This window comes from Burkholderia sp. AU6039 (assembly GCF_002223365.1).
Lineage (GTDB): Bacteria > Pseudomonadota > Gammaproteobacteria > Burkholderiales > Burkholderiaceae > Burkholderia.
Genome location: NZ_NKFK01000005.1, coordinates 457,557 through 477,267 on the forward strand (window position 1 = coordinate 457,557; position 19,711 = coordinate 477,267).

The window sequence follows — 19,711 nt, forward strand, 5'->3', positions numbered from 1 at the left end:
GGCGGGCGCGACCGCGCCGCTACTCGACGTCCTCGTCGTCCACCAGATCGCCGCCATCCGCGTCGACATCCGGCGCCGCATACGCGCTCGCCTGCTCGAGCAGCCAGCCGCGAAACAGCTCCAGCGGCTTGCTGTGGCTGAACTCCGTCGGATAGACGAGGTAGTACGCGGAATCGCCGACCGTCGCCGCATCGCACGGCACCACCAGCCCGAGCTGCTGCAACTGTTCCTCGACGAAGAACTTCGGCACGAGCGCGATGCCGAGCCCGGCCGCGGCCGCGCTGATCAGCATCGTGTGCAGCTCGTAGCGCACGCCCTGCATCGTGCGGATGTCCTCGACGCCGTGCGTCTCGAACCACTGCGCCCACGCGCCGGGGCGCGTCGTCGAGTGCAGCAGCGGGTAGGCGAGCAGGTCCTCGACGCTGTGCACGGGCCCGTCGAGCAGCGCCGGCGAGCAGATCGGCACGACTTCCTCGCCGAACAGGTAGTCGGACGACGTGCCGGGCCAGGTCGGCTTGCCGTAGTGGATCGCGGCCTCGAAGTGGGTGTCCTCGAACGAGAACAGGTCGGTGCGGCTGCCCATGTTCACGCGCACGTCGGGCGTGCGGTCGTAGAAGCTCTTGATGCGCGGGATCAGCCAGTGCGACGCGAAGGTCGGCAGCACCGCCAGCTCCAGGTAGCCGCCGCCGCTGCCGTGCGCGATGATCGACAGCGTGTCGCGGTCGAGCGCCTCCAGCGCGCGGCGCACCTGCGTGCCGTACAGCTTGCCGGCGCGCGTCAGCACGACGCGCTGCTTCACGCGGGCGAACAGCCGCACGCCGAGGCTTGCTTCGAGCGTCGCGATCTGGCGCGATACCGCGCTTTCGGTCAGGAACAGCTCCTTGGCCGCGTGCGTGAAGCTTTCGTGGCGCGCGGCGGCTTCGAAAGCCACGAGCGCGCCCATGTTGGGGATCTTGAATTTACGCATGATGTTCGATTCGTCTGACGATCAGGCCCATTCGGCACAAGGCGGACGGCGGGGCCGGGCAACGGCTGATAATTCCAAAAACTCATCACATATCAATTTAATCTCGCTTTACGCCCGGCTGCAACCCTTTGAATAATGCTCTCCACGCAAGGTCAGGCGCCCGTGGGGCGGCCGGCCGACGAGTTGCCGGCACGTTTGCCGGCGGTCCCCCGAGACGAGAATCCTGATGCGCAATCCGAATATCGAGAGCTTGCTGACGAAGCTGCTGGGACAGGCGAAGACCGACGCCCTGTTCTCGACCCTGAACATGCCGGCCATCCTCGAAGAATGGGAAGACGGCGTCGTGACGCGCGCGGAAATCGCGCAGGCGATGAACATGGCGCTGTTCGAAGGGCTGCTCGAACGTTCGGCGAACGGCCGTGCGTATACGGCCGAAGCGGTCGAAAGCGGCGGCTCGGTCTATTTCGACCACGGCGCGCTGCGCACGGTGCGCTGGCCGCACACCGGCGCGCTGCCGCCGGGCGAGGCCGCGTTCACGCGCATCCTGCGTCCGCTCGGCTTCCGCCTGAACGGCCGTTACCCGCTCGACAAGCTCGGCATGACCGGCCGCGCGTATGCGCATGAAGACGCACCGGACGAAATCGCGCAGTTCTTCGTCAGCGAGCTGCATCCGGAACGTTTCTCGAAGGAATTCCAGCAGGCCGTGACGAACGTCGTGAGCACGTCGCGCGATCCGCTGTCGCCGGCGGCCGTCGCGCTGCTGTGGGAAGTCGAGCGCGAAGGCTGGCTGCCGCTGGAGGCCGCGCATGCGCTGCTGCCGGAGATCGTCGGCGCGTTCGCACGCCAGCACGACCTGCCGAACGAACTCGACTACGAGACGCTGCTGCTCGAATCGGCGGAAATGGCGTGGATCGCGACCGAAGGCAATGCGTTCAACCACGCGACCGACCGCGTCGCCGACGTGTTCAAGCTGTCCGACGACGAGAAAGCGAAGGGCCGGCCGATGAAGCCGGAAGTCGAGCGCTCGCGCTCGGGCCGCGTGTTCCAGACCGCGTATCGCGCGGATACCGTCGAACGCGAATTCCGCACGCGCGACGGCGGCACGGTGAAGCGCAACGTGCCGGGTTCGTTCTACGAGTTCATCACGCGCAAGCGCACGTTCGACCAGGCGGCGCGCCGCTGGGTGACCGACCTGCGTTTCGATGCGGGCAACGCGCAGGGCATCTTCAAGATGACGGCGAACGCGGCGAAGTAACGCCGGTGAAGCGGCCAGCGGTGCGTGCGGCGGCGGCGTGATCGCCGTGCCGGTGCCGGCGGGCCGCTGCTGAAGGAAATGATGATCGATCGGGCGGGGCGCGACAGCGTCCTGCCCGATTGCGTTTGGCGGCGCGCGTCAGTCGCGCGGCGCCGTCGCGTCACGCAAGGTCCGCGCGTCGTAGCGACGGGCGCCGTCCTCCGCGGTCCCCGGCTCAACGACGCGGAACGTGGCCGGATCGGCACCGTCGATCTCGACGAGGCTCACGTAGCCGACGATGTACGCGTGCTTGCTGTCGCGCGCGAAATCGTCGTCGAGGAATTCGAGCGTCGGTAGGTGCACGCGCTTCGTCGATACCGGCCGGCGCCCGAAGAACAGCTTGTCGCCGGCGCGCAGGAAAGTCGGGTGCAGCACCTGGAACGCGCTGGCCGGCACGTCGACCTGCAGCGGCTTGCCGTCGCAGAACAGGCGCTCGCCGTCCCACGCGTAGCTGCCCTCGACATGCAGCCGAGCGGGGTCGATGCCTTTCTTGACGACACCGAGGTGAAACGCCCGCGTCGCATCGCGCGCCCAGCCGCCCGACAGCACGCGGAACGCGGCCGGATCGGCGCCGCGCAGCGGCTGCGGCTGGGCGGGCGTGAACGCGTAGAACACATTGACGCCATCGGTGAAGTAGTGCGGGCCGAGCACGCGCAGCGCATCGATCGGCTGGTCCGAGAAGCGGGTCAGCTCGATCGGCATTTCCGCACAGGTCCGGTGCGCCCAATGAATGCCGTGCGCGTCGCCGCACAGCCATTCGATCGAACCGAAATCGAACAGCGTCTCGCGCGCGGCGAAGGACGCGGGATCGAAGCCGGTCAGCGTCGCGTCCCGGAACTGCACCGTCGTGTCTGCCGCCGGCCGTGGCTGCCGATGCCACCAGTAGTCCCGCAGTTCGGGGCGCATCGTGAAGAAGCTGCGCCAGTCGTCGAACATGCGCGTCTCCTGCACCGTCTGCCGTTCGCCGGATTCGATCGGGCCGATCCGGTCGGTGCATCTCAGGTAGCCGGCCTCGTCGGGGCCGCACAGGAAGCTCGCGCGATCGATGTCTTTCGGCCGGCCGTAGTAGTACACGCGGTCGGCATCGGCGAAATAGCCGCCCGAGAAGCCGATCGCACTCGCGCCATGCGAGCCGTTGATGCGCCGGCCGTTCATGTAGATCGATTCGTCGTCGGTCGCGATGTACTCGTGCTCGCACATCTCGAACGTCACGCCGCGACCGTCGGCCGGCCGGTTCCAGGTTTCGTAGACGAGCGGCCGGAACGCGTGCGGGCTGCGCGTGCGGATCGTCCGGCCCGTGATGTAGTACGCCTGCCGCGCATCGCGCGCGTAGCGCTGGTTCAGGATCTCGAAGGTGTCGAGATCGGCGTCCTCGATCCGGTAGTAATACAACATCACCGTCGCGCTGCCGAGTTGACCTTGCACGATTACGTGTACGCCGTCGGTGAACCAGCGGCCGCCGATGCAGCGGAACGCTTGTGGACGCTCGATCGGCAGCGGCTTGCCGTCCTTGGCCCACAGCGGCAGGCCGTCCGCGCGGCGGATCACGGTGTCGCCGGCGATCGCGTAGTCGGGATGGTTGGTGTCCTGCAAGGGCGGCTGGGGCATGGCGGATGGCGCGCGGGCGTCGTGGCAGTCGCCGTAGTATGCCGTGGAACGCGGGCGGGAATGCGGGCGGCGCGCCGCTGGGTGACCGACCTGCGTTTCGATGCGGGTAACGCGCAGGGTATCTTCAAGATGACGGCGAACGCGTCGAAGTAACGAAAGGAAAGCAGGGGCTGCGTCGGCCGCGACCGATTGGCCGGCCCATGCACGAACCGCGGCCAAACTCTACAAGGGGCACTAAGTGTCGCGAGCCCGGTGTCGAACGCCGGGCTCGTCCCTCATGGCGTTGAACCTGTCATGCCGGCGTTTTTTGACGGGGCGCTTCGCCGACGCGCTCGATGACCCGTCACGTTGCGCGACGGAACAGGCGAATCACGAGCAAGAGGATCACCGCACCGATGAGGGCGATGACGATCGAGCCGAGAATCCCGCTGAAGCCGATACCGAGCAGTCCGGCGAGCCAGCCGCCGATCACCGCGCCCAGAATCCCGACAACGATGTCGATGAGCAGGCCGAAACCGCCGCCCTTGACGAGTACGCCCGCAAGCCAGCCGGCGATGGCGCCGATGACCAGCCATATGATCAAGCCATGCATGTCCATGAACGATATTCCCCTTGGATTGGCGAAATTGTTGTAAATCGGGTGGTCATGTCCTTACCGGTGGCATCGCGCACGCGGCGCAATGCCGGCCGTTTCGAAGAACGTCGGCCGGCCCCGTCGTGACGCGTTCATTGCGACGCGGCCGTTGCCGCGCTTGCCGCCTTGGCTTTCTTTGCCGCGTGGTGGTGGCCGATCGCGCAACCCGCGGCGGCACCCACTGCCCCGTGGTGCCCCGCGACGTGGCCGGCGACCCCGCCCACGGCCGCGCCCTTCAGGCACCCTGCCGCAAATCCCGGGATCGAAGCGGTCATCAAGGCGATGCAGGCGACCGAGATCGAAAGCAATTTCATTGTTCATCTCCCTTGAAAACGAGTTGTTTTGATCGGCTCTGATCGAGCCGGCACGCTCAGAAGACGTGCGTGATCAGAAAGAACAGCACCAGCAGCCCGACCGGCACGCCGAGCAGCCAGGCGATCAGGTATTTGCCCATGTCGTTGTCCTGGTGGCCGCGACGCCGTGGGCGCCGCGGCGGTTACATTGAAGCGCGATCGAAGCGCGATCGCGTTACAGCTCGCGGTCGAATTCCTTCAACTGCTTCTCGGCTTCATCGCGTGCGATGCCGTAGCGCTCCTGGATCTTGCCGGCCAGATACTCGCGATTGCCGTCGGCCACCTTCAGGTCGTCGTCGGTCAACTTGCCCCACTTGGCCTTCAGCTTGCCCGAGAGTTGCTTCCACTGACCCTTGATCTTGTCCTCGTTCATCATGTGCTCCTTGTCATGCAGGGATAAAAGGCGCGGCGGCATGCCGCGCCGGGAGGTCAGGCCTTCGCCTTCAGGCCGGATGCGTCGACGTGCTTCACGCCCTTGATCGCGCGCGTGACGGCGATAGCCTTCTTCACGGCGACCTTCGACGGCAGCACGCCGGTGAGCGTGACGACACCGTCGACCGTCTTCACGCTGATGTCAGTGCTCTTCACGCCGTCGGTGGTCGCGAGTTCCCCTTTCACCTTGGTGGTGATCCACGTGTCGGTGACGGGCTGGTTCGATTCGGCCGTCATGCCGCTGTCGGTGGACGAGGCTTGCGCCTGCGCACTCGTGAGCGGTGCGGCGCAAAGCAGGAAGGCCGCGCTGGCGGCGAGCAGCGTCGAAAGGTGCGAGGTCTTGTTCATTGATGTTCTCCTTCGATGGGCGTGGTGAATGGATTGACTGCCGAGCATGGCGCGTGCCCGGATCAACGGGCGATCGGCGTGTCGTAGCCGGGCTCGCGCGGCGGCATGTCCGGGCGCGGCACGTCGGGCGGCAGCGGAACCGGCGGATCGGTGCCGGGCGGCGGTTCGGGCGGATTGTCCGGGGCCGGTTCGGGCCGCGTCGGATCGGGTGTCTGATGCAGCTTCATCGTGCTTCTCCTCTGCGGTTCGGAAGGCAGCGCATGAGCGCCGATGCAGTACCAGCGTACCGATGCAAACGTGCGTCGACATCGCGCAAATTCACCTGATCGGCTAGTGCGTTTGCACGGGGCGGCGAGAAGGGGGAGGTGGTGCGCCTGTCGGCACGGGACGTGCGGAAAGCAGGCGCGGTGGATGCTTCGGGGAAAGGCGGGACACCGCACGATGGGGCAGGCCGTGCGCATGTACTATGACGAATAGTGCATCCGCGTCTGTCGTGCACCGGTGCGGCACGCGATCATCGCCACACGCGCCGGCCGGCGCGTGTCGACGAAGCGGCAACCGGGCCGGCAGTCATGCTGACGACAGGGACAACCATTCGATGAACGAACAGGTAAACGAACAGGCGCTGAAGTCGCATACCGATCGGCGCCAGCTGCACCAGATCATCGCGGGGCTCACCGAGGGCGTGATCCTGGTCGAGCCCGACCAGCGGATCGTCTGGGCGAACGAAGCCGCGCTCGCGATGCACGGCGTGACCGAGCTGAAGGCGCTCGGCGCGACCGTCACCGACTACCGCGAGCGCTTCCGGCTGCGCTACCGGAACAACCATCCGGTGCGCGACGGCCACTATCCGATGGATCGCGTGATCGCGGGCGAGGAGTTCAGCGACGTGACGGTCGAAGTCGAATCGGCCGCCGACGAAACCGTGAGCTGGGTTCACCGCATCCGCAGCCTCGTGCTGACGAATGCGGCCGGTGAACCGGATTGCCTCGCGCTCGTGCTGCACGACGCGACCGAATGGGCGAGCGCCGAGGAGCGCTTCGAGCGCACCTTCAACGCGAACCCGGCGCCGGCGGTGATCTGCCGGCTCGACGACCTGCGCTACGTGAAGGTCAACCAGGGCTTTCTGGACCTGACCGGCCACGCGCGTGACGACGTGCTCGGCCGCTCGGTGTACGAGATCGACGTGCTCGACCAGGCCGACCGGCGCGACCTCGCGATCGAGCGGCTCGGCGAAGGCGCGACGATCCCGCAGATGGAGGCCGTGCTGAAGCTCGCGGACGGCAGCACGAAGGCCGTGGTGGTCGCCGGGCAGCCGATCGACATGAACGACGAGGCGTGCATGCTGTTCACGTTCATGGATCTCGAGCCGCGCAAGCAGGCCGAGCGCGCGTTGCGGCAGAGCGAGGAACGCTTTGCGACGGCGTTCCGGATGGCGCCGGTCGCCACCGCGATCGTCACCGCCGACCGCTTCGAATTGCTCGACGTGAACGACGCGTTCGCCGCGCTGACGGGCCATGCGCAGGACGACCTGCTCGGCAAATCCGCGGACGAGATCGGGCTGTGGGCCGAGCGCGGCGCGTGGCAGCGCATCGAAGGCCGGCTCGCGCGCGACGGCAACGTGCGCAACGCCGACGTGCAGATCCGCACGCGCGAGGGCGACGTGCGCGATTGCGTCGTGTCGGCCGATCCCGTCGCGATTCACGGGCGCGACTGCCTGCTCGTCGCGCTGCTCGACATCAGCGACCGCAAGCGCACGGAGATGGAGCTCGTCTACGCGATCGAAACGGCGATGCAGGATGCATCGTGGTTCAGCCGTACGCTGATCGAGAAGCTCGCGAACGTGCGGCGCGCGAATGCGCCGGATGCGGGCGCCCAGCTGTCGGACCTGACCGCACGCGAGCGCGACGTGTTCGACCTGCTGTGCCACGGTCTTGCCGACAAGGAGATCGCCGGCCGCCTCGGGCTTGCGCCGAACACCGTGCGCAATCACGTCGCGACGATCTACGCGAAGCTCGACGTGCACAGCCGCGGCGAGGCGATCGTGTGGGCGCGCGAACGCGGGATCGTCGGCGCGGCCGATGCGAACGGCGCGCGTGGCGAGAAGGGCGGCGCGAAGGACAAGGACTGACGCCGCCGGTACGAATGCACCAGGCGCGCTGGTGCATCCGCATCTGCCGCGCGCGGCCGCCGCTTGCGATCCTGTCCACTCGGCGGTGCGACGCGGGCCGTCACGCCGCCGGCTCTCCCCCAACCATCGCAGGAGACGACCATGGACAGGAATCGCATCGAAGGCAAGCTCAAACAAGTCAAGGGTTCGGTCAAGGAAGCGCTCGGCAAGGTCACGGGCGACCGCGAGACGGAAGCGGAAGGCGTCGCTGAACAAGAGGCCGGCAAGATGCAGGAGCAGGCCGGCGAGGCGGCCGATGCGGTGCGCAAGCAGACGGGCACCGATCGGCACTGACCGATGACGCGGCGCCGCGGGCGTCGCGATGGCCGGCCGGGCCGTCATCGCAACGATGATGCGTCGCCGGCATGACCACGGCCGGCCTTGATGGCAGGGCGTCGGCGCGGCATTCCACGGTAATGATTTACCCGCGGCCCACCGTGGCGTAGGCCGCGGGCCGCCCGCGTACGCGGCACTTGATGACAAATCCTCACAACATAGTTCCGATATTTCGTTTGCTGCACGGGTATTGGCTATCCACAATCCATTCACCTCTTTCGCGATGAAAGGCTCTTCGGAGACGGAGCCGCGGCGATCGACCGGCCGGTAGCGGCGTTGCAAGACGCCTCGCAGGCGGACGACATGACCGGCACGCGGGAGGTTGCCGACGCGCGGCAGTCGCGCGTTGCATCCCGGCCCCCAGAACAAGGATTGTCATGACGTTCCGCATTCGTTCGCTTTCCGGCGTCGCATTGACCGCCGCGATCCTCGCGCTTCAGACCGGCGCGGTTCACGCGCAGGAGACGGTCGTCAAGGTCGGCGTGGCCGGCCCGCTGACGGGCGGCGGCGCTGCCTACGGCAAGGACATCGAGAACGGCGTGCGCATGGCCGTCGACGAAGCGAACGCCGCGCGTACGACGGTGGGCGGCAAGCCCGTCAAGTTCGTCGTCGCGTCGCAGGACGACCAGAGCGATCCGCGCACCGGCGTGCAGGCCGCGCAGCAGCTCGCCGACGCGCAGGTGGCCGTCGTGATCGGCCACTTCAACTCGGGCACGACGCTGCCCGCGTCGAAGATCTACGCGAAGGCCGGCATTCCGATGATCACGCCGTCGGCGACCAATCCCGACATCACGCGCGCCGGGCTCGGCACCGTGTACCGCGTGATCGCGACCGACACGCAGAACGCCGGCAACGCAGGCGCGTATGCGGCGAGCGTGACCAAGGCGAAACGCATCGCGATCATCGACGACCGCACCGCATTCGGCCAGGGCGAAGCCGACGAATTCGAGAAGTCGGTGAAGGCGAACGGCGGCACGATCGTCGCGCGCGAATTCACGAACGACAAGGCGGTGGACTTCAGCGCGCAGCTCACGAAGATCAAGAGCACCAACGCCGATCTCGTGTTCTTCGGCGGGCTCGACGCACAGGCCGCGATGCTCGTGAAGCGCATGCGCCAGCTCGGCATCCGCGCGCAGTTCCTCGCGGGCGGCGGCGTGATGAACGCGAACTTCATCAAGCTGGCCGGCAATGCGGCGGAAGGTGCGTCCGTGTGGGAATACGGGCAGCCGCTCGCGCGTCTCGCGAAGGGCAAGGAATTCGAAACGAAATTCAAGCAGAAGTACGGCATCGACATGCTCGCGTACGCGCCGTTCGCGTACGACGCGACGTGGATCGCGATCAACGCGATGCAGAAGGCGAACTCGACGAAGCCGGCCGATTTCAACGGCGCGCTGAAGGGCACGCGCTACGACGGCATCACGGGCACGATCGCGTTCACGAACACGGGCGACCTGAAGAACCCGAGTTCGACGCTGTATGAGGTGAAGAACGCCGCGTGGCAGCCCGTCACGACGAAATCGGCTGATTGAACGCCACCCGCGCGCGGACTTTCGCGGCGACGCCGGACGTGCTGAAATGCCATCAGCGATCGGTGGCGATCGCGGCGCACGCCGGCGTGGCAGCCGCACCGGTCTGCCCGCGCGACGCCGCGCGTGAAGCGGCACGAACAACCCACGGGCGCGGCCGGCTGGCCGCGCCCAATCTGTGCAACTGGAGTCAGTCGTGAGTTCTCAAGTCGTCATCGTCGGCGGTGGTGTGATCGGCAGCTCGATCGCCTATTTCGTGCGCGCCACCGATCCCACGGTTTCCGTGACCGTGATCGAGCGCGACCCCACCTATGCGCGATCGTCGTCGGCGTTGTCGGCCGCGTCGATTCGCCAGCAGTTCTCGACGCCGCTGTCGATCGAGATGTCGCTGTTCGGCATCGACTTCCTGCGCACGATCGGCGAACGCCTCGAAGTGGACGGCCACCAGCCGTCGATCGACCTGCACGAAGGCGGCTACCTGTTCCTCGCGACGCCGGCCGGCGACGCGACGCTGCGCGAGAACCACGCGCTGCAGACGAGCCTCGGCGCGGACATCCGGCTGATGGATCGCGATGCGCTGCGCGCGAAGTTCCCGTGGCTGAACGTCGACGATCTCGTGTCGGGTGCGTATGGCGTGAGCGGCGAAGGCTGGTTCGACGGCTACGGGCTCGTGCAGGCGCTGCGCAAGAAGGCGCAGGCGCTCGGTGCACGCTATGTGCCGTCCGACGTGAAGGACGTGGTGCGCGACGGCCGCAAGGTGACGCACGTGGTCACGGCCGACGGCGAACGCTATGCGTGCGACACGCTCGTGAACGCGGCCGGCGCATGGACGCGCACGCTGTCGTCGATGATGGGCATCGACATCCCCGTGTATGCGCGGCGCCGCAGCATCTTCAACGTGTCGTCGCCGGCGAAGCTCACGGATTGCCCGCTGCTGATCGATCCGACCGGCGTGTATTTCCGGCCGGAAGGGCGCACGTATATCTGCGGGACGTCGCCGAGCCCGGACCGCGACCCGGACGACCTGCCGCTCGACGAAGTCGACCACGACCTGTTCGACGAGGTGATCTGGCCGACGCTCGCGAACCGCGTGCCTGAGTTCGAAGCGCTGCGCGTGGAGAACTGCTGGTCCGGGTACTACGAGTACAACGTGTTCGACCACAACGCGATCATCGGGTATCACCCGGACCTCGACAACGTCGTGTTCGCGAACGGCTACAGCGGCCACGGGCTGCAGCAGGGGCCGGCGACGGGGCGCGGCGTCAGTGAACTCATTCTGGGCGGGCGTTACGACACGCTCGACCTGTCGACGCTCGGCTGGGCGCGCGTGCTGGAGAACCGGCCGATCGTCGAAAAGAACGTCGTGTAGCGCGGCGTGACCCGCCCGGTGTGGTGGGCGGGATTCTCCTTGTGTCTCACCTCATTGGCCCGACCGTGTCGGGCCTTTTTTGTTGCGCGCGCAATGACATGGCGCGGGTCTGCGTGTGTCAACCGACGCCGTAGACCGCGTCGCGCAGATCGAGCGTGTACGGGCCGTTCATCCCTTCGTAAAGCGTGTTCGACAGCGACACGACGGTGAGCCCGCGCGCGCGGTCGACGAACCACGAATGACCGTAGACGCCGCCCCAGCGCCACGTGCCCGGCGACTCCGGCGACAGCGCCGCGCGCGGGTCGCGCAACACGGAAAACCCGATCCCGTAACCCGCGCCGGGCAGGTCGGGCAACTGGAGGTTGCCGGTGTGGATGCGGCCCATCTCGTCGACCAGCTCGGCCGGCAGAATGGCGCCGCCACCCGCGCGCAGCGTGTCCAGTACGTTCAGCACGTCACCGGCGGTGCCGACCATCCCGGCGCCGCCCGATGCGAACGCCTCCTTGTCGAGCGCGCGCGACGGCGAGTACGTCACGCCGACGGAGCCTTCGTAGATGGGCACGGCTTCGTTCTCGGCGAGCCGGTGCGGCTGCGGCGTGTCGTTGACGTAAGGCGTCGCGAGCCGCGCGGCATCGCGTGCGACGAATCCCGTGTCGCGGGTGCCGAGCGGGCGGAGCACCAGCGCATCGACCGCATCGGCGAGCGGCTGTCCGGTGACGGCCTCGATCACCGCGCCGACCACGTCGATGGAGAGCGAATAGTTCCAGCCGGCGCCGGGTGCGTACTGCAACGGCACGCTCGCGATCCTGCGCATGTTCTCGGCGAGCGTGATCGAGGCGCCATCGAGCCCGTCGGAGACGCCCGCGCGTGCATACGGGCCGGCCGCGTCGGCTTCCGCGTAGCGATAGCCGAGGCCGGCCGAATGCGTGAGCAGGTGGCGCACCTTGATCACCGGCACGCTGCCGTCACGCAGCGCCGGGCGGAACTCGGGCAGCCACTTCGTGACGTCGTCGTCGAGCGACAGCTTGTGCCGGGCAACGAGCGCCATGGCCGCTGCCGAGACGATCGGCTTCGTCACCGACGCGAGCCTGAACAGCGTGTCTTCCTGCATCGGCGTGCGTGCTTCGCGGTCGGCGAACCCGGCCGCGCGGCGATAGACGAGCTCGCCGTCGCGTGCGACCAGGACGACCACGCCGACGAGGCGTTGCGTGTCGAGTTGGCGGGACAGTACCGCATCGACGCGCTCGGCGAGCGCGGGATCGGCCGACGGCTGCTGTGATGATGCTCGGTGGGGGATCATCGAAGACTCTGTCGTGAAGGAAGAGCCCACATGGTAGGCGGCACGCGGCGGACGGGCCATTTATCCGTACATGGAACAGGGCTTCGTGGGCGTCGTGCGCTGCAACGATCGGCATGGACGGCCACGGGGCGGGCGCTTCAGCCGGGGCCGCCGCGGCTCCGTTGCAGCGCGGCGCGTCGGCCGGCGGCGGCGCGCCGTCACGCCTGCGCCGGACAGCCGACAAAATATGCCCCAAGCGGCACGCGGCCTTCGTTAGAATCTGCTTTCGTCGAGAAAATAACGCAATTGCATGGGTGCAGCGCGGTATCGCATCACGGACACTGCTCGCCCAGATTCCATCGTTCATCTTTCACCGGAGGCGAGCATGCCAGGATTACTTCCCGATGTTGACCGCGAGGGGCTCCTCGAATATTCGGTGGTGTACACCGATCGCTCGGTCAACCATATGTCGCAGCGCTTTCAGGGTGTCATGCGCGACATCTCCGGCACGCTGAAGAAGGTCTACAACGCGAAGTCCGTCGTGATCGTCCCCGGCAGCGGGACGTTCGGCATGGAAGCCGTCGCGCGGCAGTTCGCCACCAACAAGAAGTGCCTCGTCATCCGCAACGGCTGGTTCAGCTTCCGCTGGTCGCAGATTTTCGACATGGGCAGCATTCCGTCCGAAACGACGGTGCTGAAGGCGCGCCCGGTCGAAGCGGGACGGCAGGCCGCCTATGCGCCGGCGCCGATCGACGAAGTGGTTGCCGCGATCAACGAACACAAGCCGGATCTGGTGTTTGCGCCGCACGTCGAAACCGCGTCCGGGATGATGTTGCCCGATGGGTATCTGCGCGCGGTGTCCGACGCCGTGCACGCGGTCGGCGGCATGTTCGTGCTGGATTGCATCGCGTCCGGCACGGTGTGGGTCGACATGCAGGCGAGCGGCGTCGACATCCTGATCAGCGCGCCGCAGAAGGGCTGGAGCGCGTCGCCGTGCTGCGCGATGGTGATGCTCGGCGAACTGGCCCGCGAACGCATCGATGGCACGACCAGCACCAGCTTCGCGTGCGATCTGCGCAAGTGGCTGCAGATCATGGAAGCGTATGAAGGTGGCGGGTTCGCGTACCACGCGACGATGCCTACGGACAGTCTCACGACGCTGCGCGACGTGATGAAGGAAACCGAGGCGTACGGCTTCGACAAGGTGAAAGCGGAGCAGCTCGAGCTGGGCAAGCGGATTCGCGCGTTGCTGGCCGAGAAGGGTTTCCGGAGCGTGGCGGCGGAAGGGTTCGAAGCGCCGGGTGTCGTGGTCAGTTATACGGACGACGACGGGATTCGAACCGGGAAGAAGTTTGCCGACGTCGGGTTGCAGATCGCGGCGGGTGTGCCGCTGATGTGCGACGAGCCGGAGGATTTCAAGACCTTCCGGCTGGGGTTGTTCGGGCTCGACAAGCTGCATGATGTCGATGGGGCGGTTGGGCGGTTTGCGGATGCGTTGGAGCGGATCATTTAAGACGCTTTGCGGATTGGGCGAGGCAATTGGCAGTGGGCGTGCGCGCCTGCGGCCCACTGCCTTGCTGGATTGATGGTCTTGTCTGACGTGCGCGTTCGGGTCGAGTCGCAGTGGGTTGGAAACAGATGGAGCGTGGTCAAAGCTTCCGGTTCGGGAGCGTCCGACGTGACCGCAAAGATGGATCGGTTTCGGTCCGGAAAATCTCGACATGTGGGGCATCGTGTTTCCTGTCGCGGTGCGCCCGCGCTAATTCACGCATTCCGGCACCACCGGGTCATTGCTGCCCGTGTAGACGAACCCGTCGGAGATCCATTGATTCGAGTCCAGTCGGTACCAAAGCCGTGTGGCGCCCCAGTTGCCGTTCACGGAGTCGCCGTACTGGTGGCACGCGAGCTGCACGGTGCGCCCATTCTCGAGCGAACCGACGACCGGCGCCGACAATGAAGGCGCGCTGCGCAGATTCGCCGGACCCGGTGCCTGTACACGCGCGCTGACGGGCGTGGACGGATCGCCGGAATCCGCGCTCCCGTAGTTGACCAGCCATGCCTGAGGGGAGACGCGCCGCTGATTGCGAACCGCGTATCCGGAATACGGCGAAGTGCCTTCGAAGAATTGCCAGCCGCCGATCGTCATGCCATTGACGGACACGTCATTGCCATCCTTGCTCAATGAAAAGTGAACATGCGGCCCCGTCGTTTGTCCGCCGCACGGCAGGCCGTTTCCGACGCTGCCGAGATACTCCCCCTGGCGAACACGCGTACCGCTGTTCAGCGACGTCAGCTGGACCATGTGGTAATAGGTCGTCGCATAGCCATTGTCGTGAACCACCTTCACGATGGCGCTGCCGCCGCGCTCGCAGCTCTTGTAAAGATAGCCGTCTCGCGCCGCCAGCACGCGGCCGTTGCCACCCGAGAAGTCGAGGGAGTTATACGGCCTGCTTTGTCCGGACCAGCCGTGTGCACCGCCCGTCCAATACCACCCGGCATTCGGTTCCCACGGCAACGCAAGGCCCGGTTGCGGCAATGCAGCCGACCTTGGTGCGAGCGATGCGCGTCTCGACGCCAGATTTTTCCGTTCGTCGGCCGCGAGCAGCGTGGGTGGCGCCGCATCGAGCAATGCTCCAAACTCGCTGCTGCCCTCCACACCCGAGATCCATCGGCCATTCACGTTGTGCGCGATGAACAGCTTCGTGACGGGATCACCGGATTCATCCTCGCGCAGGATGTGTGTCGCAGTGCCAAATACCCATCCGGAAACGTCGTCGGTTTTGATGGCCTCGACCAGGCTGTCGTCCGACCGGGCCGGCAGCTTCAACGTCCCACCCGATCGGGATTGAAGCGCCTGCCCGATCGAGCGTTGCAACGACGTCTCGATTGGGGCCGCATGCGCGACTTCGGCAAGGCTGGCCGCAATCAGCAGGATTCCAATGGAGTATTGAATCGAATTCGAGGCAGAACGACTTAATAAATTGCGCATGGTCAATTGCACCGCGAAGAGAGTTGGCAAGAAGTTCATGACGGCGCCGGCAAGCCTACATCATTCGCCAGTCATTGCAAGGAAAATGAAATATACGTGGATGCGTTTTTAAATTGGATGCTTCGGATGTAATTGTTGACGCGATAGTTTCAAAGTGAATTGACCACTCGGTAAACCGGAGTCGATTGATCTGGAATCACCTTGCGGGATGGCCTCGAAGCGCCGTCCATGCCCAGCATTGTGGCGAACCGCGTCGTGAGTTGCTTTGATCGACACAGGATTCAATGGCCGGTGAATTGGACTGGATTATTTATGGAAAAGAAACGATCGTGAGGTGGTCTTGTTGATATAAGTTACATCTTCCTGACAAATATAACAGTTTGATTTCAATCGGATCGAGATTTAAATTGAGTCGCGACAAAATAAATCATTTCGATTGATGAATTTTCAGGAGGGGATGTGATGTATCGAATGCTGTTTGGCCGGCTGTTTGCCGGTGCGATCGTGCTTGCGACGGCGATGCCCGCCCATGCGGAAAGTGCGACGGACGTTTCCCCCGTCTGCACGACCGTCCGGACCGAAACGAGCAAGGATTCGCTGTTGAGCCGGACCAGTTACTGCCAGAAAACCGAACCGCTCGTCTATGTCGCGACAGACGGCCAGAACAATGAAATCGGCCGGGTGGCGATTGATGCCTATGCGTATTCCGACAATCCGTCGAACCAGCTCGCATGGCCGGTGACGTTCCGCTTCCGCACGCGCGTCCTGTCCGGCAATCCGCCCGGCCTGATGATCAAGCCGATCGTCGAATGCGGCGCGGATTGTACGGTTGCGCCCAATGCCGGCGTGCCGCTTGCCCTTGGCGGGCTGTCCAACGAGCTATCGGTGATGATCACGCCCAACATGGGATCCGGTAATCCGCTCAGGTTCAGTCCGACGCTCGAGTACCGGGTGGCGAAATCGGGAGACTCGTTCGAGAACGGCGCAAGCATGAATCCCTACGCGGGCGCCGGCTATATTCCCAACATTCGATGCGACGTCGCGCTCGTCAAGAGCAACTCGCAAGGATGCATCTACGCGGACGCACCGGCCGTCCTGCGTACCATCGTCGACACGAATCCCGACGTCAACGAATCCGCAATCCACATACGCGAGGCGCAAGCCGCCGGGCGTCCCGGAAAGTTCGTACCGAAGGGCGACGGCACGATCTTTCCGGCCTTTGAAGCCAGGCCGCTGACACGCACGCGCGACGCAGCATGGCGGCGGGCCAACCGGAGCGATTCCAAGGCGCAATGCATCGAGAAATTCGGCCCGGTCACTGGCCAGTGCACATTCACGGGTGATCCGGACGAAACGCCGAGCGATTGCGATTGCGACGAGTATCCGTTTGCGTCGACGGAGCAAGGCGCATCACGAGAACCGGAAGTATCGGTCAAGCGTATCGATGCGAGCGATAATCGGCGCGCAGGCGCTTTCCTCGGAAGTTTCTATTTGAACCAGCGCGTGATCGACCAGGAGGCGTTTTATGTCGACGTCGGTTCTTCGCAGCCTGCCGCAAAACGTTGAGCCGCGGGCGACGAAAACCGCATTTTTGCCGTGGTTCGCAGGCATCCCTCGAACCACGGCATGACCACTCCAGGCACCATGAGCAATCACGAGAACTTCCCCTTCTGGCTCAAACAGCCCTACGATCTCTGTCGACGGTCCGTGCCGGGCGCGATGCAATCCGAGACTATTCCGGTCGAGGATGCGCTGACGCGCGTGACGGCGGCGGACGTTTTCGCCCTCGAGAATGTTCCGCCCGTTGCGCTCGCGGCGGTCGAAGGCTATGCGTTACGCGCATTCGATACCGTGCATGCGGCGCACGATGCACCGGTCGAACTCGAATTCCAGTTCAGCCGGCGCGCGCTGGCCTCGCCGGCCGGCAGTCCGGCGGCTCGCGCAATCGGCGCGCAGTGCGCGGTCGATGTCCCACCGTATTTCCCGCTGCCGGAACATGCCGACACCGTCGTCCCGAAAAGCGACCTCGAGGTTTCGTACCGTGGCGCTCGATCTTTTTTGCTGCTGCACGCGCCGCGATCCGCCGGCCAACATGTGATCGCACCGGGCAGCGAATGTCGGCAAGGCAGCCTGCTCCTGCCCAAGGGCAGCCGGATAACGGCCGAACGGCAGATCGCGCTGACGGCCGCAGGCATACGCGACATCGAGGTGACGAAACGGCCGCGCATCGGCGTGGTGATCGTCGGGTATGAGCCGTGCGCGCCCCGCACCGCACGCGAGGGTTGGCGGCGCCCCGACACGAGCGGGCCCTACCTCCGTGCGGTACTGCGGCGCTGGGGATACGAGGTGGCTACGGTCGAGTACATCGAGCCGCCGGACATGGCACGGCCGCCGCTCGAGGTGCAACAGAACGAATACGCGTTCAAGAAGAAACTGGCCGAGCTCGCGCAGCGTTACGACCTGATCGTGGGGGCCGGGCTGCCTGCCGTGCGGCCATTTCTGGATCTGGGGCTGAATACGCAGCAGGTGTACGCCTACGACGAAACGACGGTCGACATCAAGCAAACGCCGGCCAACCGCTTCAACTTCGGACGCAGCGACAATCGCTCGCCGCCGAAGAAAACCATGCTGCCGTTCACGCGTCCGGACGGTACGCAAAGCGGGATGACGGTCCTGACCAGCTACGATCAGGCCACCCTGATCAACCTGTCGGGCCACACGGGTGCCGTGGCGATGCTGATGCACGCGATCATGCCGCGTGTGCTCGATTTGCTCGAGCACGCGGCAACACCGGGGCCTCATTGGGAGTCCGGCATCGTCGACCACGGCGTCGAGCGCGATGGTCAACTGAACGCGATGCGATGGGGCAATCTGCATCGCGGCGTCGACGGAAACCCGGTCGTCCGCCTGCTGCCGTCCGAAGGCGACGGGCTGATCGGCGGCGTCGTTCGTGCCGATGTGCTCGTCGCGATCCCCGCTGCGGAATGTCCCATGGCGGCCGGTTCGTCCGTGCTGTTCCTGCGTCTCGACCGCGACCTCGCCAGTGAACCGCCGCGCCCCGTGGCGGAAACATCCGCCGAGGCAGCCTCACCGTCGCCGGTGGTCGACGCCCGCGCGACGACCCGCGAAATCGACGACGCACGCAGCATCGATCTTCGCGAAACATGGCAACGGCTCGAGGCAGCCTTCGCCGCCGATGCGTCACGTCTGCCGGGGGGTCTCAACGGGCCGGCGTCCGACGACGAGATCGCGGCCTTGCAGACTGCGCTGGGAACACGCCTGCCTGACGCATTCGTCGACAGCCTGCGCATTCACGATGGCCAGGCCGATTCGGGGGATGAATTCTCCGGAAGTGATGCGCTGCTGAGCTCGCACGAGATCCTCGCGCAATGGCGTATCTGGAAAGGTCTCGTCGACGGAGGCGATTTCGACGGCATGGAATCGGAACCGGATCCGGGCATCGGGGATGACTGGTACAACCTGAAGTGGATTCCATTCACGCATGACGGTAGCGGCAATCATCTGTGTCTCGACCTCGAACCCGCGGAAGACGGTTGCTCGGGACAAGTGATTCGGGTCTGGCATGATGACGCGCGACGCGAGCGCATAGCGGGAGGCTTTTCGGAGTGGCTTGCCCGCATCGCCGACGAGGGACGATCAGGCTGAGCACGCGCCGAGCATGATGGTGGCGGGGTGTTGGCCGCTACGTTGATGAGCGTGCACCCAGGGCAATGCCGGTGGACCCTTGGGCAAGCGCTTGGCTGCGCGGGACGGACCAGCGTTTCGTGCGCTACCGCGTCAAGCAATACAAAACATCGGGACAGCCCTCCTCATTCCTGCTCCCATCGCTGTATTCAACCGCAACGAACCCATGCCGCTCATAAAACGCAGCGGCATCGAGATTCATCTGGAACGTATGGAGCTGGAGCTTGCCAACCGTCTGCGACTTCACCGATTCCAGGAGGGAAGACCCGATCCCTCGTCGCTTGAATTCGGGGCACACATACAACTGGTCGAGCCACGCCACGCCGTCGGTGACAACGTGCGCGGCCATGCCGACGATGCGGTCATCGTTCACGGCAACGGTGACGTTGCCCGACGGCACAAGCATGTTGGCCACCCAATCGCGGACGGCGGCTTCGGAATGCGCGAGCGGCGCGTACGATGCCAGCGTGTTGCGCGACCGTAGATAGACTTCAGCCACCTCTGCGGCATCAGCGGCAATCGCTCGACGCAAGATCAAGGGCATGTATCTCCCGCTCCGAAATCGTCAAAAGGTGCACCACGATAGCAGCACGGAATCGACCTTCCAAGATCGCGGAAGCATGCCGCTGAAACCGGCGAGGCCGGAAGTTCAGTGCGACGTATCGAGTGTGCGGTACAGCGAACCGGCAGCGAGATCCCGT

The 19,711-nt window shown here is 65.4% G+C and carries 19 protein-coding genes; 9 read left to right on the plus strand and 10 right to left on the minus strand.

Going from position 1 to position 19,711, the window contains the following annotated elements; all coding sequences use genetic code 11:
- Positions 1-19 precede the first annotated feature (19 nt).
- Positions 20-967, minus strand: coding sequence for a LysR family transcriptional regulator (locus tag CFB39_RS19845; protein WP_089474127.1), 948 nt, complete (start codon positions 965-967; stop codon positions 20-22).
- Between the two features lie 226 nt (positions 968-1,193).
- Between CFB39_RS19845 and CFB39_RS19850 the strand changes: the two genes are divergently transcribed.
- On the plus strand, positions 1,194-2,222 hold the full coding sequence (locus tag CFB39_RS19850; RefSeq protein WP_089463203.1) for a DUF1338 domain-containing protein: 1,029 nt from the start codon (positions 1,194-1,196) through the stop codon (positions 2,220-2,222).
- A 138-nt stretch (positions 2,223-2,360) separates the two neighbouring features.
- Here the strand turns inward: CFB39_RS19850 and CFB39_RS19855 are convergent, their stop codons facing one another.
- The 6 genes from CFB39_RS19855 to CFB39_RS40285 all read right to left on the minus strand — a co-directional run bounded on the left by CFB39_RS19855 (position 2,361) and on the right by CFB39_RS40285 (position 5,863).
- Positions 2,361-3,869 carry a DKNYY domain-containing protein gene (locus CFB39_RS19855; RefSeq protein WP_089474128.1) on the minus strand — a complete coding sequence of 503 codons (1,509 nt, stop codon included), beginning with the start codon at positions 3,867-3,869 and terminating at the stop codon, positions 2,361-2,363.
- 343 nt (positions 3,870-4,212) lie between these two features.
- Positions 4,213-4,467 carry a GlsB/YeaQ/YmgE family stress response membrane protein gene (locus tag CFB39_RS19860; protein WP_089428349.1) on the minus strand — a complete coding sequence of 85 codons (255 nt, stop codon included), beginning with the start codon at positions 4,465-4,467 and terminating at the stop codon, positions 4,213-4,215.
- A 128-nt stretch (positions 4,468-4,595) separates the two neighbouring features.
- Positions 4,596-4,817 carry a hypothetical protein gene (locus tag CFB39_RS19865; RefSeq protein ID WP_089428348.1) on the minus strand — a complete coding sequence of 74 codons (222 nt, stop codon included), beginning with the start codon at positions 4,815-4,817 and terminating at the stop codon, positions 4,596-4,598.
- A gap of 214 nt (positions 4,818-5,031) precedes the next feature.
- Entirely contained in the window at positions 5,032-5,229 is a 198-nt protein-coding gene (locus tag CFB39_RS19870) for a CsbD family protein (RefSeq protein WP_009694074.1), read from the minus strand.
- A 56-nt stretch (positions 5,230-5,285) separates the two neighbouring features.
- Positions 5,286-5,636 carry a BON domain-containing protein gene (locus CFB39_RS19875; RefSeq protein ID WP_089428347.1) on the minus strand — a complete coding sequence of 117 codons (351 nt, stop codon included), beginning with the start codon at positions 5,634-5,636 and terminating at the stop codon, positions 5,286-5,288.
- Positions 5,637-5,698: 62 nt separating this feature from the next.
- Positions 5,699-5,863: a hypothetical protein gene (locus CFB39_RS40285; RefSeq protein WP_174975033.1), complete on the minus strand. Its 165-nt coding sequence runs from the start codon at positions 5,861-5,863 to the stop codon at positions 5,699-5,701.
- Positions 5,864-6,234: 371 nt separating this feature from the next.
- Between CFB39_RS40285 and CFB39_RS19880 the strand changes: the two genes are divergently transcribed.
- The 5 genes from CFB39_RS19880 to CFB39_RS19900 all read left to right on the plus strand — a co-directional run bounded on the left by CFB39_RS19880 (position 6,235) and on the right by CFB39_RS19900 (position 11,037).
- Positions 6,235-7,767, plus strand: coding sequence for a helix-turn-helix transcriptional regulator (locus CFB39_RS19880; protein ID WP_089432129.1), 1,533 nt, complete (start codon positions 6,235-6,237; stop codon positions 7,765-7,767).
- Positions 7,768-7,908: 141 nt separating this feature from the next.
- Positions 7,909-8,100, plus strand: coding sequence for a CsbD family protein (locus CFB39_RS19885; protein ID WP_089428345.1), 192 nt, complete (start codon positions 7,909-7,911; stop codon positions 8,098-8,100).
- A gap of 419 nt (positions 8,101-8,519) precedes the next feature.
- Complete coding sequence (locus CFB39_RS19890) at positions 8,520-9,671, plus strand: branched-chain amino acid ABC transporter substrate-binding protein (protein ID WP_089474129.1); 1,152 nt, start codon at positions 8,520-8,522, stop codon at positions 9,669-9,671.
- Positions 9,668-9,868, plus strand: a complete 201-nt coding sequence (locus CFB39_RS19895) for a hypothetical protein (protein WP_089474130.1) — start codon at positions 9,668-9,670, stop codon at positions 9,866-9,868. Before CFB39_RS19890 ends, CFB39_RS19895 begins: the two co-directional genes overlap by 4 nt.
- Positions 9,865-11,037 (plus strand): FAD-binding oxidoreductase, encoded by a 1,173-nt coding sequence (locus tag CFB39_RS19900; RefSeq protein WP_089474131.1) that lies wholly within the window; start codon positions 9,865-9,867, stop codon positions 11,035-11,037. The genes CFB39_RS19895 and CFB39_RS19900 overlap by 4 nt, the downstream gene beginning before the upstream one ends.
- 118 nt (positions 11,038-11,155) lie before the next feature.
- On the opposite strand, the gene CFB39_RS19905 is transcribed toward CFB39_RS19900, so the two are convergent.
- The gene (locus CFB39_RS19905; protein WP_089474132.1) at positions 11,156-12,337 is read right to left on the minus strand and encodes a serine hydrolase; all 1,182 of its coding nucleotides are present in this window, start codon (positions 12,335-12,337) and stop codon (positions 11,156-11,158) included.
- Between the two features lie 364 nt (positions 12,338-12,701).
- Between CFB39_RS19905 and CFB39_RS19910 the strand changes: the two genes are divergently transcribed.
- A complete protein-coding gene (locus CFB39_RS19910) occupies positions 12,702-13,829 on the plus strand; it encodes an aminotransferase class V-fold PLP-dependent enzyme (RefSeq protein WP_089474133.1) in 1,128 nt (375 codons plus the stop codon).
- A gap of 246 nt (positions 13,830-14,075) precedes the next feature.
- Here CFB39_RS19910 and CFB39_RS19915 read toward each other — a convergent pair whose 3' ends face one another.
- Positions 14,076-15,305, minus strand: coding sequence for a M23 family metallopeptidase (locus CFB39_RS19915; RefSeq protein WP_089474134.1), 1,230 nt, complete (start codon positions 15,303-15,305; stop codon positions 14,076-14,078).
- Positions 15,306-15,767: 462 nt separating this feature from the next.
- On the opposite strand from CFB39_RS19915, the gene CFB39_RS19920 reads away from it, so the two are divergent.
- Both CFB39_RS19920 and CFB39_RS19925 read left to right on the plus strand, forming a co-directional pair.
- Positions 15,768-16,871 carry a NucA/NucB deoxyribonuclease domain-containing protein gene (locus tag CFB39_RS19920; RefSeq protein WP_256991431.1) on the plus strand — a complete coding sequence of 368 codons (1,104 nt, stop codon included), beginning with the start codon at positions 15,768-15,770 and terminating at the stop codon, positions 16,869-16,871.
- 60 nt (positions 16,872-16,931) lie between these two features.
- Positions 16,932-18,971 carry an SMI1/KNR4 family protein gene (locus CFB39_RS19925; RefSeq protein WP_256991432.1) on the plus strand — a complete coding sequence of 680 codons (2,040 nt, stop codon included), beginning with the start codon at positions 16,932-16,934 and terminating at the stop codon, positions 18,969-18,971.
- A 124-nt stretch (positions 18,972-19,095) separates the two neighbouring features.
- On the opposite strand, the gene CFB39_RS19930 is transcribed toward CFB39_RS19925, so the two are convergent.
- Entirely contained in the window at positions 19,096-19,554 is a 459-nt protein-coding gene (locus CFB39_RS19930; RefSeq protein WP_089474136.1) for a GNAT family N-acetyltransferase, read from the minus strand.
- Between the last annotated feature and the right edge of the window lie 157 nt (positions 19,555-19,711).